This window comes from Streptomyces sp. NPDC019937 (genome assembly GCF_040631655.1).
GTDB lineage: Bacteria > Actinomycetota > Actinomycetes > Streptomycetales > Streptomycetaceae > Streptomyces.
On sequence record NZ_JBEYAL010000016.1, the window covers coordinates 165218 to 178427 of the forward strand.

Sequence of the window (13210 nt, forward strand, 5' to 3'; positions counted from 1 at the left end):
TACTCACAATGAACAAGGTCCGATAGACTGCGATCATGCCCATCTCCGAGACATCCGGCCTCGCGGAGCAACTGCTGCGCCTGACCCGCCGACTGCAGCGTGCCCAGAAGCGCCATATGGAACCGCTGGGCATCACCCCGGCCCAGGCCCGGCTGCTGCGCACGGTGGCACACCACGACGGGCCGCCGCGGATGGCGGACCTCGCGGAGCGCCTGGAGGTGGTTCCGCGCGCGGTGACCTCACTGGTGGACGCACTGGAGGCGCACGGCTCGGTGCGCCGCGCGCCGGATCCCTCCAACCGCCGGGTGGTGCGGATCGAGCTGACCGAGGCCGGCCAGTCGACGCTGCGCGCCCTGCGCGACGCGCGCCGGGCGGCCGCCGAGGACGTCCTGGCCCCGCTGAACGATCAGGAGCGTGACGCCCTGGGCGGCCTGCTCGACACCCTCTCCGGCCCCCCCGGCAGCCGCTGCTGACGCGGAGGGGCGGGAGTGGTCAGCCCCGGGGGGCCGGGCTGGTGGCGGGCTCGGCCGGGACGGCGGGGTCCGGGGCCGGGACGGCGTCCTTCGCCCCGGCCTCGTCATCGGTCTTCCCGTCGGGCTCGCCACCGGCCTCGTCACCCGCGAGGACCCGCTTGGCCTGTTCGGTGTCCAGCGCGCCCTCCCACCGTGCGACGGCGAAGACCGCCACGCAGTTGCCGAGCAGATTGGTGGCCACCCGCATCGAGTCCATGATCCGGTCCACCCCGAGCAGCAGCGCGACTGCGGCGGCCGGGATGACTCCGAGGGCCGAGGCCGTCGCCGACAGGGCGAGGAAGGCCGAGCCGGGCACACCCGCCATGCCCTTGCTGGTGAGCATCAGCACCAGGACGACGGTGATCTGCTGGCCGAGGCTCAGATCGACGCCGACCGCCTGGGCGATGAACAGCGTGCCGATGGACAGGTAGATCGACGCGCCGTCCAGGTTGAAGGAGTAGCCGGTGGGCAGCACCAGCCCGACCGCGTCCTCGCGGCATCCGGCCGCGCGCAGCTTCTGCATCATGCGCGGCAGCACGCTCTCACTGGAAGCGGTGCCGAGCGCGAGCAGCATCTCCTCGCGGGTGTACCTGACGAACTTCCAAAGGCTCAGCCCGGTGACCAGCTTGAGGGCCACGGCGAGCAGGGCGAGGAAGAGCAGCGCGACGCCGTAGCACAGCGCGATCAGCTTGCCGTACGTCGACAGGGCGCCCAGTCCGTACTGCCCGACCAGATGGGCCATGGCGCCGAAGACCGCGAGCGGCGCGAGCCTCATGAGGAACCCGACGACGGCGAAGACGACCTGCTGCGCCTGGTCGATGGCCGGGAGGATCGCGGGCACCTTGGTCTTGCCGAGGTGCAGCACGGCCGCACCCACCAGGCAGGCCAGCACCAGGACTTGGAGCAGGGAGTTCTCGGCGAAGGCGCCGACGGCGCTGTCCGGCAGCGCGTCCAGCGCGAACTGGGACGCCGACGGCAGATGACCGCCGCCGGTCTGGTCGTCCACGGCCGAGCCGTTCAGGGAGGCGGGGTCGACGTGCATGCCGGTGCCGGGCCCGACCAGATTAGCGGCGAGCAGACCGAGGATCAGCGCCGCCGTGGTGGCCACCTCGAACCAGATCAGCGCCTTCAGCCCGATCCGCCCGAACGCCTTCAGATCACCGGCCTTCGCGATGCCCGCGACGACCACGCAGAAGACGAGCGGCGCGATGACCGCCTTGATCAGGCGCACGAAGCCGTCGCCGAGCGGCTGAACGGCCGTGCCCACGTCCGGCCACAGCTTCCCGACCGCGACTCCGAGGACGAGCGCACAGGCGACCTGCGCGAACAACGAGGTGCGCAGCACTCGGCTTGCGCGCCGGACGACGGATGGTGAGGGGTGCGGCACGGAAACTCCTCGGCAGGGATGTCCAGGGACATCCAGAGACTTCTGAGATGCGGAAAACCATTTCCGCGCAGCGCCACTGTGCCGAGCGCACGTTTCCGCCGATGAGTTCCGTGTAACAGCCGCGAAAACCCTGATGTCGTTGTGTTACGTCCGTGCCTCGCCGGGGCTCAGGCCGCCAGGTGCGCCTTGTCCCCCATCACCACCACCGGGTGCCGCTTGGGGTCGAGGTTCCTCAGCAGAAACTCCATACCGGACTTGGGCAGGCTCACACAGGCCGACGTACCGCTGCCGTGGTCCATGTGCAGCCAGATGCTCCCGCCCTTGCGCTGCCCCTCGGGCCGGGACGGGTCGAGGGGCGAGGTGCCCTTGACCCGGTTGTAGTCGATGGCGATGACGTAGTCGAAGTCCGTCCAGTGCGACTTGGGCCAGGAGTGGGGAGCGGCGAAGGCGGCCGTTTCGGTGTACGGCAAGCGGGCGCCGGGGTCCGGGAGCACTCCGCCCGCGTCACTGAGCGTGTAGACACCGACCGGACTGCGCTTGTCGCCCTCGTGATGACCCGTCGTCCAGCCGCGCTTGCCGTTGTGCCCGGCCCAACTACGGGTGCGCTTCCAGTCCTTGCCGTCCTTGGTGTACAGCACCACGGTCGCGTCGGCGGAGTTCACTCCCTTGCCGTAGACCGCGACGACCTGCCGTGAATTTCCCGGGATTTTGGCCTGGAGGGCGTTGCCCACCTCCGGGATGCGGGTGGGATCCGACGCCTGGGTCTTACCGCGCATCGCCTGCTTTCCCTGGCCACCGCCCTTGTCGCCCCCGCTGTCCCCGCCTCCGCCGCAGGCGGTGAGCAGGGCAAGGGCAGCGGCGGTCACGACCGCCGTACGCATGGACATCACGCCGGAAATTCGCATGTGCCCCATCGTCCCACTCCGGCGCGGACCCGGCGCGCGCGGGATTGGCGCGTTTCCGGACCTCGGCGGGAAAACCAGTTGAAATGCGCAGCCGTGAAGAGCCAACCTTTCACGTCTCTTTGCCTTTCCGGCCGCCGCAACTCACCCAGGAACGCCATGCGCATTCGCGATCTTCCGTATCCCGACCCCGGCTTGCCCGACGTACGGTCAGGTACCCGGTTCCTCGTCTGGCTGGGCCGGAACCAGCTGGGCGGGCAGATCAGGGCCGCCCTGTGGGGTCTGCTGCACATGGCGGCCCTGGTGTCCTTCCCCCTGGCGATCGGCTACGGCGTGCAAGCGGTCGTCGACCGCTCCGGTTCACGGCTCGCCCTGGCCGGGGCGCTGATGGTGGGGCTCACCGTGCTCACCGCGCTCGGTGACGCCATGCTGCACCGGGCGGCGGTCACCAACTGGATCACGGCGGCGGCCCGGGTCCAGCAGCTGCTGGCCCGCAAGACGGTCGAGCTGGGTTCGGCGCTGACCCGGCGGGTGGCGGCGGGCGAGGTCGTCGCCGTGTCCACCGGCGACGTCGAGAAGATCGGGTGGTTCGTGGAGGCCCTGTCCCGCTTCACCGCGGCCGCCCTCACGACCGTCGGGGTCTGCGTGGCGCTGGTGATCTACCAGCCCGCGCTCGGCGCGGTGGTGGCACTCGGCGTGCCCGCGCTGGCGCTCTCGGTGCTGCCGCTGCTGCCGCGCGCCGCGCGCCGGGCCGATGAGCAGCGGGAGAAGGCGGGCCGCGCGACCGAGCTGGCGTCGGACACCGTGGCCGGGCTGCGCGTGCTGCGCGGTATCGGCGGCGAGGACCTGTTCCTGAGCCGCTACCGGACGGTCTCCCAGGAGGTGCGGGCCGCGGCGGTGCGCAGCGCCCGGATGTGGTCGCTGATCGCGGCGGTGCAGGTCGCGCTGCCGGGGATGCTGCTGATCGGGGTGGTCTGGTACGGGGCGGTGCTGGCCGGGAGCGGGCGGATCACGGTGGGCGAGCTGGTCACCGTCTACAGCGCCGTGACGTTTCTGCTGTTTCCGTTGCGGCACTTCGAGGAGATCGCGATGGCGTACTCCTTCTCCCGCCCCTCGGCGCGGCGCGCGGCCCGGGTGCTGGCGCTGCGGCGCCCGTCGGCCGAGGTCGAGGACGCGCGGGCGGCGGGGCCCGGTTCCGGGTCCGGCGGACAGCCGCCGACCGGTGATCTGTACGACCCGGCCACCGGGATGCTGGCCCCGAGCGGGCAGCTGACCGCGGTGGTGTGCGGCGATCCGGACGCGGCGGGACGGATGGCGGACCGGCTCGGCGGCCACCCCGTTGAGGGCGGTGCGCAGTCCGGGGACGGTGCCGAGTCCGGCGACGGTCGCGGTGCGCCCTCGGCGCTGCTGGGCGGGGTCGCGCTGGACGAGGTGCCGCTGGCCACCGCGCGCGCCGCGGTACTCGTCCAGGACAAGGACCCGGTGCTGCTGTCGGGCACGCTCACCGAACTGCTGGATGTGCCGCGGTCGGGCGCGGTCGCGGCGCGGGAGGCCCTGGAGGCGGCGCAGTGCGGTGATGTGCTGGCGGCGCTGGAGCAGGCCTCGGTGGCCGACTCCGGCGACGGGGACCCGATGGGCGCCCGGATCACCGAACGCGGCCGCTCGCTGTCGGGCGGCCAGCGGCAGCGGCTGGCGCTGGCCCGCTCGCTGGTGACCGACCCGGAGGTGCTGGTGCTGGACGAACCCACGTCCGCCGTGGACTCGCACACCGAGGCACGTATCGGGGAGGGGCTGAAGCGGCTCCGGACGGACCGGACCACGGTCGTGTTCACCTCCAGCCCGCTGCTGCTCGACCAGGCCGACCGGGTGGTGTTCGTGCGCGACGGTGTGGCGGCGGGGGTGGGGAGCCACCGCGAGCTGCTGAGCACCGATCCCGCGTATCGCGCGGTGGTCACCCGGGAGCCGGACGACGACCGGGAGCGGGGCGACGGCCGCGACGGCCTCGCGGAGCTGGAACGGATCGAGGAACAGATCGAGGAGTCGGCATGATCGGCGTGGCACCACCCGTCCATGACCCGGCCGTGCCGGAGTCGGCGACGACACTGCCGGTCGGCAGGGCCGCCACGGTGCGGGACTATGTGCGCGAACTGCTGCGGCGGCATCGGAAGGCCTTCATCGGGCTGATGGCGGTGAACGCCACGGCCGTGATCGCCTCGATGGTCGGCCCGCAGCTGCTGGGCGGTGTGGTCGAGGACCTGTCGCAGGGCAAGGACGACCTCCATATCGGGCGCACCGTCGCGCTGTTCGCGGTGGCGCTCGTGGTGCAGACCGTGTTCGTGCGGATGGTGCGGCTGCGCGGTGCGGTGCTGGGCGAGCAGATGCTGGCCGATCTGCGCGAGGACTTCCTCGTACGGTCGGTGGGGCTGCCGCCGGGCGTGCTGGAGCGGGCCGGGACCGGTGATCTGCTGTCCCGGATCACCACCGACATCGACCGGCTGGCGAACGCGATGCGCGAGGCCGTGCCGCAGCTGTCCATCGGTGTGGTCTGGACGGGCCTGCTGCTGGGCGCGCTGACGGTGACGGCTCCGCCGCTGGGGCTCGCGGTGCTGGTGGCGCTGCCGGTGCTGGTGATCGGCTGCCGGTGGTACTTCAAGCGGGCGCCGAGCGCCTATCGCTCGGAAGCGGCCGGGTACGCGGCGGTGGCCGCGTCCCTGACCGAGAGCGTGGACGCCGGCCGGACCATCGAGGCCCACCGGCTGGGCGAGCGGCGGATCGCCCAGTCCGAGCTGCGGATCAAACAGTGGACGGCGTGGGAGCGCTACACGCTCTGGCTGCGCTCGGTGCTCTTCCCCGTGATCAACGTGAGCTACACGCTGATCACCGGCTCGGTGCTGATGATCGGCGGCTTCTGTGTGATGCGGGGCTGGATGTCGGTCGGCGAGCTGACGACGGGGGCGCTGCTGTCGCAGATGCTGGTCGAGCCGATCGGGCTGATCCTGCGCTGGTACGACGAGCTGCAGGTCGCGCAGGTGTCGCTGGCCCGGCTGGTGGGGGTGCGGGAGATCGAGCAGGGCCCGGCCGACGCCGGGGTCACGCCCATCGGCCGTGAGGTGCGGGCGGACGATGTGCGGTTCGGCTACCGGGAGGGCAGCGATGTGCTGCACGAGGTGTCCATGACGGTGCCGCCGGGGACGCGGCTGGCGCTGGTGGGCCCGTCCGGCGCGGGCAAGTCCACGCTGGGCCGGCTGCTGGCGGGGATCTACGGCCCGCGGACCGGCCGGGTGACCCTGGGCGACGCGGAGCTGGCGCGGATGCCCGCCGAGCAGGTGCGCACCCATGTCGCCCTGGTCAACCAGGAGCACCATGTGTTCGTGGGCTCGCTGCGCGACAATCTGCTGCTGGCCCGGACCTCCGCGCGGGATGCCGAGCTGTGGGCGGCGCTCGCCGCGGTGGACGCGGACGGCTGGGCGCGGGCGCTGAAGGAGGGCCTGGACACCGAGGTCGGCTCGGGCGGACTGGCGCTGACCCCGGCGCAGGCGCAGCAGATCGCGCTGGCCCGGCTGGTGCTCGCCGATCCGCACACCCTGGTGCTGGACGAGGCCACCTCGCTGCTGGACCCGCGGGCGGCCCGCCATCTGGAACGGTCGCTGGGCCACGTGCTGAAGGGCCGGACGGTGGTCGCCATCGCGCACCGGCTGCACACCGCTCATGACGCGGATGTGATCGCGGTGGTCGAGGCGGGCCGGATCAGCGAGCTGGGCAGCCACGACGAGCTGGTGGCGGCCGACGGCGCCTACGCGGCGCTGTGGCGCTCCTGGCACCAGTGACGCCCGGGGGCGACGGCCCCCCGGCGGTCCCGGTACCGGCATCGCCCGGACCGGGGCCGCCGCGGTGCCGCGGCCAGGGCCGGGGCTCAGATGATGCCGAGGGCGCCCAGCCCGCCGAGTCCGCCGAGCATCATGAAGACGGGCATCAGCACCTTCAGCTCGACCCAGCTCCCGGCCCGGAAGCGCATGGCCTCCGGCGGTCCGATCGGATACCAGCGCTTCCGGCCGATCGGTATGGGCCACAGGATCGGGCAGCCGGAGACGGTGAGGGCGTCGCCGATGTCGTGAACGAGGGCACCGAGGACGATCGGCAGCCCCAGCCACAGGTATTCCTGGCCCGGTGCGGTGAACAGCCAGTCCGCCCCGTTGCCCGGCTTGTTCAGGATCTCGGCGAGTATCCAGGCGCTGGTGGCGCCGAGCAGCCACACCAGGATGTCGCTGGAGACCCGCGCCGCGCGCCACAACAGCCCCTCGACGGCCAGCACCATGTGGACGAAGAGGATGCCGAGGACCGCCCAGCGGCCACCGGCCACGGCGAGCGCCGAGGCCCCGGCGCCGATGAGGACGGCCCAGACCCAGGTGTGGGTCAGGGTGCGGTGACCGCCCGAGCGGCGGGGGTCGCCCGGTTTCCGGGTCGACTTGTAGACCGCGTACGACAGCTTGTCGATCACTTCGCACAGCACCCGCGACACCGGCCCGAAGGCGCGGGATATGGTCGCCGCCTTGTGGTCGAGGTCCGGGGCGAGCGCCGCTCCGGCGCAGATCAGCGCGCCTACGACGAGCACCGGCCAGGGCATCGCGTGGCCGGCCGCGGCGGCCGCGGCGCCCACCCCCAGCCAGGCAGCCGCTCCGGACAGCGAATGCGCCGGTCCCATCATGGTCGTACCCCGCCCCTGTTCTTGCCCGCTGTGGTGCGGGAGTTGCTTGCATCGGCTCACCACACCCTAGCGACGGACGATCTTCGTCCGCACAGCCGGTTCCCGCCCCGCCGGGGAAACCAGGCAGTATAGGTCCGTGACTCTTATCGATCAGCTGCCGAGCGAAGCCGACCCCGACACTCTCTTCGAGAGGTTCTCGACCTGGGTCGAGGAGCGGGGCATCTCGCTCTATCCCGCCCAGGAGGAAGCGCTGATCGAGGTGGTCTCCGGGGCGAACGTCATCTTGTCGACGCCCACCGGATCGGGAAAGAGCCTGGTGGCCGCGGGTGCCCACTTCGCCGCGCTGGCCCGGGACGAGGTCACCTTCTACACCGCGCCGATCAAGGCCCTGGTCTCGGAGAAGTTCTTCGAGCTGTGCAAGATCCTCGGCACCGAGAACGTCGGCATGCTCACCGGGGACGCGTCGGTCAACGCGGACGCGCCCGTCATCTGCTGTACGGCCGAGGTGCTGGCGTCCATCGCCCTGCGGGACGGCCGGGACGCCGATATCGGCCAGGTGGTGATGGACGAGTTCCACTTCTATGCGGAGCCGGACCGGGGCTGGGCGTGGCAGATCCCGCTGCTGGAGCTGCCGCAGGCACAGTTCGTCCTGATGTCGGCGACGCTCGGCGATGTGACGCGGTTCGAGGAGGATCTGAACCGGCGCACCGGGCGGTCCACCGCGGTCGTGCGGTCGGCGACCCGGCCGGTGCCGCTGAGCTACGAATACCGCACGACGCCGCTCACCGAGACGCTCACCGAGCTGCTGGAGACCCGGCAAGCCCCCGTCTACATCGTGCACTTCACCCAGGCCGCGGCGGTCGAACGGGCGCAGGCGCTGATGAGCATCAACATGTGCACGCGGGCGGAGAAGGACGAGATCGCCTCTCTGATCGGCAATTTCCGCTTCACCACCAAGTTCGGCCGGAACCTGTCCCGTTATGTCCGGCACGGAATCGGAGTGCATCACGCGGGGATGCTGCCGAAGTACCGGCGGCTGGTGGAGAAGCTGGCCCAGGCCGGGCTGCTGAAGGTCATCTGCGGTACGGACACGCTCGGGGTGGGCGTCAACGTACCGATCCGGACCGTGCTGTTCACCGCGCTGACGAAATACGACGGCCAGCGGGTGCGGACGCTGCGGGCGCGGGAGTTCCACCAGATCGCGGGCCGGGCCGGGCGCGCCGGGTTCGACACCGCCGGGTTCGTGGTGGCGCAGGCGCCCGAGCATGTCGTCGAGAACGAGAAGGCGCTCGCGAAGGCGGGGGACGACCCCAAGAAGCGGCGCAAGGTGGTCCGCAAGAAGGCACCGGAGGGCTTCGTCAACTGGGGCCAGAACACCTTCGAAAAGCTCATCGCCTCCGAACCCGAGCCGCTCACCTCCCGGTTCCGGGTCACCCATGCGATGCTGCTGTCGGTCATCGCGCGCCCGGGCAACGCCTTCAAGGCGATGCGGCGCCTCCTCGAGGACAACCATGAGCCGCGCAAGAACCAGCTCCGCCACATCCGCAGGGCGATCGCGATCTACCGCTCGCTGCTGGACGGCGGGATCGTGGAGCAGCTGGAGGCTCCCGACGCGGAGGGGCGGCAGGTCCGGCTGACGGTGGACCTGCAGCAGGACTTCGCGCTCAACCAGCCGCTGTCCACCTTCGCACTCGCCGCGTTCGAGCTGCTGGACCCCGAATCCCCGTCCTACGCCCTGGACATGGTCTCGGTGGTGGAATCGACGCTGGACGACCCGCGGCAGATCCTGGCGGCCCAGCAGAACAAGGCGCGGGGCGAGGCGGTCGCCGCGATGAAGGCGGACGGGATCGAGTACGAGGAGCGCATGGAGCGGCTCCAGGACGTCTCCTACCCCAAGCCGCTGGAAGAGCTGCTCTTCCACGCCTACGGGCTCTACCGCAAGAGCCACCCCTGGGTCGGCGACCACCCGCTGTCGCCCAAGTCGGTGATCCGCGACATGTACGAGCGGGCGATGACCTTCACCGAGTTCACCTCGCTCTACGACCTGGCGCGGACCGAGGGCATCGTGCTGCGCTACCTGGCCAGTGCCTACAAGGCGCTGGACCACACCGTGCCGGACGACCTGAAGTCGGACGACTTCGAGGACATCATCGCCTGGCTCGGCGAGATGGTCCGGCAGGTCGACTCCAGTCTCCTGGACGAGTGGGAACAGCTCGCCAACCCGGAGGAGGAGTCCGCGGAGGAGGCGCAGGAGCGTGCCGACCAGGTCCGGCCGGTCACCGCGAACGCCCGCGCCTTCCGCGTGCTGGTGCGCAACGCGATGTTCCGCCGGGTCGAGCTGGCCGCGCTCGACAAGGTGGCGGAGCTGGGCGGGATGGACGCCGAGTCCGGCTGGGACGAGGACGCCTGGGCGGACGCGCTGGACGCCTACTGGGAGGAGTACGACGAGCTGGGCACCGGCCCGCAGGCCCGCGGCCCGAAGCTGCTGCAGATCGAGGAGGAGCCCGAGCACGGGCTGTGGCGGGTGCGGCAGACCTTCGACGACCCGAACGGCGACCACGACTGGGGCATCTCGGCCGAGGTCGACCTGGCCGCCTCGGACGAGGAGGGCCGGGCCGTGGTCCGGGTCACCGCCGTGGGCCAGCTGTAGCCGCCCGGCCGCCGACCGGCCCCCGAACCACCTCAGCGAAGGAGCATCGCCGATGACCAATCCCGCCGAACGTCTGGTCGATCTGCTCGACCTGGAACGGATCGAGGTGGACATCTTCCGTGGGCTGAGCCCCGACGAGTCGCTGCAGAGGGTGTTCGGCGGGCAGGTGGCGGGGCAGGCGCTGGTGGCCGCCGGGCGCACCACCGAGGCGGACCGCCCGGTGCACTCGCTGCACGCGTACTTCCTGCGCCCGGGGCGGCCGGGTGTGCCCATCGTGTACCAGGTGGAGCGGGTCCGGGACGGACGCTCCTTCACCACCCGCCGGGTCGTCGCCGTCCAGCAGGGTCGGACGATCTTCACTTTGACGGCCTCCTTCCACCGTCCGGAGCCGGGCATCGAACAGCAGCTGCCGATGCCCGGGGTACCTGAGCCGGAGAGCCTGCCGAAGCTCTCCGATGAGATCCGCGAGCACTTGGGGGCCCTCCCCGAGCCGCTGGCGCGGATGGAGCGCCGCCAGCCCTTCGACATCCGGTACGTCGAGCGGCTGCGCTGGACCGATGAGGAGCTGAGGGAAGCGGAACCGCGCAGCGCGGTGTGGATGCGCGCGGTCGGACCGCTCGGGGACGACCCGCTCGTCCACACCTGCGCGCTCACCTACGCGAGCGACATGATGCTGCTGGACGCCGTGCGGATGCCGATCGAGCCGCTGTGGGGCCGGCGCGGCTTCGACATGGCCTCGCTGGATCACGCCATGTGGTTCCACCGGCCCTTCCGCACCGATGAGTGGTTCCTCTACGACCAGGAGTCGCCCGTCGCGACCGGTGGCCGGGGACTCGCGCGCGGCCGGATCTACGACCGCGCGGGCCACCTGCTGGTCTCCGTCGTCCAGGAGGGCCTGTTCCGCCCGCTGGCTCCGGCGGCGAAGCCCACGGAGAGCGGCTGAGGCTCACGACGGCGCGCCGAGCCGTGGTTCAGCGCTTGCCGACCAGCCTGCGCCACAGGCCGCGCGGCCGCCCCGCGGGACGGCCCGGCGGCCGGGTGCGACAGGCGGGAAGCGGTGCCACCGCGGCGTCCGGCCGCGGTGCGGGGCGGACCCGGCGCGCCTCCCGCACGGCATCGGCGAGCGCCACGCGATACCGCAGGATCTCCTGGGGCCCGTCCGCCGTCTGCACCCGGTCGATCACCTTGCGCGCCGCGGCCGCGGCGGGGCGCACCGGGACGAGCGCGGGGCGAAGCTCCCGCACATGATCCCGGTCATGCGGATCGGTGACGGCTCGCGCCAGTTCGTCGGGGTCCAGCACCGCGGACAGCACTCCGGCGCGCTTCCAGGGGTCCCGCGTCCGGGAGAGCAACTGCTCGATCCGCCGCTTGCGCCACTCCTCGGCCCGGGCGTCCGCTCCGGCGGCCAGCGACGCGCTCAGCCCCGGTGGAGTGCGGCCGGTCAGCAGGCCCGGCTCACGGGCGGCGAACTCCTCCAGCTCCGCCGCCAGATAGAGCCACACCACCCGCCGGTACCGGTTGACGTAGAACCGGGCCGGGGCGAAGAAACCGCCGCGCGCCAAGCGGGTGAGCCGGCCCGGGCTGATACCCAGCAGCTCGGCCCCCTCCGCCGTGCCGACCACCCGCAGCCTGGCGCGCAGCGCCTCCGGGAACCCCTCGGCTCCCGTCAGCCGCGCCAGCTCCTCCCGCGCCACCCGCCGCCCCACGGGGGTGGAGATGGTGCGCACCTCCCCCAGCTGCTCGGCCAGCTCGAATTCGCGCGGCATGAGGCCCAGCATCCGGGCCGCGGTGCGGAACGCGACGCCCTTCGGCTGTCCCGGTCCGGCCGGGCCCGACGGCTTCCGGCGCTCCCGCGCCTCCTGCGTCCCCCGTACTTCCCGCGCCCCCGGTACTTCCCGCGCCCCCGGTACTTCCTGCTCCGCTCGTACCACTGCCATGACGAAGTCCTCCCCCGCGATCCATCAATCACTGACAGTGACGACGATAGCGTCGCGGCACGACGGTCCGTCAGGCCTGTGGACAACCGCCTGTGGATAACCTCGCGGCCCCGTTTCCCCCGACTCCCGCCTCCCTGCCTCAGCTCGGGGCGCCGCTCTCCTGCCGGGCCTCGACTCCCAGGTGCTCCCCCACCCTGTTCACCAGCAGCGTCATCTCGTAGGCGACCTGCCCGACATCGGCGTCCGGGCCGCTGAGGACGCACAGGCAACTGCCGTCACCCGCGGCCATCACGAAGAGGACACCCTCCTCGAACTCGACCATGGTCTGCCGCACCCGGCCCGTCCGGAAGTGGTTGCCGGACCCCTTGGCGAGGCTGTGCAGCCCGGAGGCGACCGCTGCCAGGTGCTCGGCATCCTGGCGTTCGAGCGTCGCGCTCGCCCCCGTCACCAGGCCGTCGTTCGACAGCACCAGCACGTGCCGCACCTGCGCGATCCGCTGGGTCAGGTCGTCCAGTAACCAGTCGAGGCCCTTGCTGAGTGCCATTGGCGTTCCTCCCCGATTCCCCTTCAGCTGCGTGCCAGCCTTTCTCACTGCCGCCGTCTGGGCAACCCGCCCTGCCGGCCCCTCCGGCCGTTCCGCGCTGATTGACGCAAGATGGGGACATGGCACAGAACATGTCGAGGGATCAGTGGCAGAAGTTCCTCTCCGAGGGCACCCGCACCGGCAAACTCGCGACCGTACGGGCCGATGGAAGCCCGCATCTCGCGCCCATCTGGTTCCTGCTCGACGGGGACGACCTGGTCTTCAACACCGGGCAGGACACGGTCAAAGGGCGCAACCTGGCCCGCGACCCCCGGGTCAGCCTCTGCGTGGACGACGAGCGGCCCCCGTTCTCCTTCGTCACGGTGCGAGGCCGGGCCGAACTCAGCGACGACCTGGGGGAGGTACGGGAGTGGGCCACCCGGATCGCCGCCCGCTATGTGGGCGATGACCTCGCCGAACAGTTCGGGGCCCGCAACGGCGTCCCCGGCGAGCTGCTGGTACGGGTCCGCATCGACAAGGTCATCGCCCTCGCCGATATCGCCGATTAGCCGCAGCGCGGACCGAGTGGGCCGA

Annotated in this window: 11 protein-coding genes; 6 read left to right on the forward strand and 5 right to left on the reverse strand. The window is 71.6% G+C overall.

Going from position 1 to position 13210, the window contains the following annotated elements:
* Window positions 1-35 precede the first annotated feature (35 nt).
* Window positions 36-473: a MarR family transcriptional regulator gene (locus ABZ562_RS18515; protein ID WP_361480294.1), complete on the forward strand. Its 438-nt coding sequence runs from the start codon at window positions 36-38 to the stop codon at window positions 471-473.
* Window positions 474-492: 19 nt separating this feature from the next.
* Here ABZ562_RS18515 and ABZ562_RS18520 read toward each other — a convergent pair whose 3' ends face one another.
* Window positions 493-1899 carry a cation:dicarboxylase symporter family transporter gene (locus ABZ562_RS18520; protein WP_361480297.1) on the reverse strand — a complete coding sequence of 469 codons (1407 nt, stop codon included), beginning with the start codon at window positions 1897-1899 and terminating at the stop codon, window positions 493-495.
* 167 nt (window positions 1900-2066) lie between these two features.
* Window positions 2067-2804 carry a hypothetical protein gene (locus ABZ562_RS18525; RefSeq protein WP_361480300.1) on the reverse strand — a complete coding sequence of 246 codons (738 nt, stop codon included), beginning with the start codon at window positions 2802-2804 and terminating at the stop codon, window positions 2067-2069.
* A gap of 156 nt (window positions 2805-2960) precedes the next feature.
* Between ABZ562_RS18525 and ABZ562_RS18530 the strand changes: the two genes are divergently transcribed.
* Together ABZ562_RS18530 and ABZ562_RS18535 are read left to right on the forward strand one after the other, a co-directional pair.
* Window positions 2961-4850, forward strand: coding sequence for an ABC transporter ATP-binding protein (locus ABZ562_RS18530; protein WP_361480303.1), 1890 nt, complete (start codon window positions 2961-2963; stop codon window positions 4848-4850).
* Window positions 4847-6628, forward strand: a complete 1782-nt coding sequence (locus ABZ562_RS18535) for an ABC transporter ATP-binding protein (RefSeq protein ID WP_361480306.1) — start codon at window positions 4847-4849, stop codon at window positions 6626-6628. The genes ABZ562_RS18530 and ABZ562_RS18535 overlap by 4 nt, the downstream gene beginning before the upstream one ends.
* 86 nt (window positions 6629-6714) lie before the next feature.
* On the opposite strand, the gene ABZ562_RS18540 is transcribed toward ABZ562_RS18535, so the two are convergent.
* Complete coding sequence (locus ABZ562_RS18540) at window positions 6715-7506, reverse strand: metal-dependent hydrolase (RefSeq protein WP_361480309.1); 792 nt, start codon at window positions 7504-7506, stop codon at window positions 6715-6717.
* Between the two features lie 136 nt (window positions 7507-7642).
* On the opposite strand from ABZ562_RS18540, the gene ABZ562_RS18545 reads away from it, so the two are divergent.
* Together ABZ562_RS18545 and ABZ562_RS18550 are read left to right on the forward strand one after the other, a co-directional pair.
* A complete protein-coding gene (locus ABZ562_RS18545; RefSeq protein ID WP_361480312.1) occupies window positions 7643-10156 on the forward strand; it encodes a DUF3516 domain-containing protein in 2514 nt (837 codons plus the stop codon).
* Between the two features lie 52 nt (window positions 10157-10208).
* Window positions 10209-11099 (forward strand): acyl-CoA thioesterase II, encoded by an 891-nt coding sequence (locus ABZ562_RS18550; RefSeq protein ID WP_361480315.1) that lies wholly within the window; start codon window positions 10209-10211, stop codon window positions 11097-11099.
* Window positions 11100-11127: 28 nt separating this feature from the next.
* On the opposite strand, the gene ABZ562_RS18555 is transcribed toward ABZ562_RS18550, so the two are convergent.
* A complete protein-coding gene (locus tag ABZ562_RS18555; RefSeq protein WP_361480318.1) occupies window positions 11128-12093 on the reverse strand; it encodes a DUF6397 family protein in 966 nt (321 codons plus the stop codon).
* A 139-nt stretch (window positions 12094-12232) separates the two neighbouring features.
* Window positions 12233-12637 carry a roadblock/LC7 domain-containing protein gene (locus ABZ562_RS18560; protein ID WP_055553804.1) on the reverse strand — a complete coding sequence of 135 codons (405 nt, stop codon included), beginning with the start codon at window positions 12635-12637 and terminating at the stop codon, window positions 12233-12235.
* A 119-nt stretch (window positions 12638-12756) separates the two neighbouring features.
* Between ABZ562_RS18560 and ABZ562_RS18565 the strand changes: the two genes are divergently transcribed.
* Complete coding sequence (locus ABZ562_RS18565; RefSeq protein ID WP_361480321.1) at window positions 12757-13185, forward strand: PPOX class F420-dependent oxidoreductase; 429 nt, start codon at window positions 12757-12759, stop codon at window positions 13183-13185.
* Window positions 13186-13210 lie beyond the last annotated feature (25 nt).

Excerpts from the sequence above, each read along its gene's own strand:
- ABZ562_RS18535 (WP_361480306.1), top strand. The coding sequence starts at position 4,847 with ATGATCGGCGTGGCACCACCCGTCCATGACCCGGCCGTGCCGGAGTCG.
- ABZ562_RS18555 (WP_361480318.1), bottom strand. The coding sequence starts at position 12,093 with ATGGCAGTGGTACGAGCGGAGCAGGAAGTACCGGGGGCGCGGGAAGTA.
- ABZ562_RS18515 (WP_361480294.1), top strand. The coding sequence starts at position 36 with ATGCCCATCTCCGAGACATCCGGCCTCGCGGAGCAACTGCTGCGCCTG.
- ABZ562_RS18560 (WP_055553804.1), bottom strand. The coding sequence starts at position 12,637 with ATGGCACTCAGCAAGGGCCTCGACTGGTTACTGGACGACCTGACCCAG.
- ABZ562_RS18525 (WP_361480300.1), bottom strand. The coding sequence starts at position 2,804 with ATGCGAATTTCCGGCGTGATGTCCATGCGTACGGCGGTCGTGACCGCC.
- ABZ562_RS18540 (WP_361480309.1), bottom strand. The coding sequence starts at position 7,506 with ATGATGGGACCGGCGCATTCGCTGTCCGGAGCGGCTGCCTGGCTGGGG.
- ABZ562_RS18565 (WP_361480321.1), top strand. The coding sequence starts at position 12,757 with ATGGCACAGAACATGTCGAGGGATCAGTGGCAGAAGTTCCTCTCCGAG.
- ABZ562_RS18530 (WP_361480303.1), top strand. The coding sequence starts at position 2,961 with ATGCGCATTCGCGATCTTCCGTATCCCGACCCCGGCTTGCCCGACGTA.
- ABZ562_RS18550 (WP_361480315.1), top strand. The coding sequence starts at position 10,209 with ATGACCAATCCCGCCGAACGTCTGGTCGATCTGCTCGACCTGGAACGG.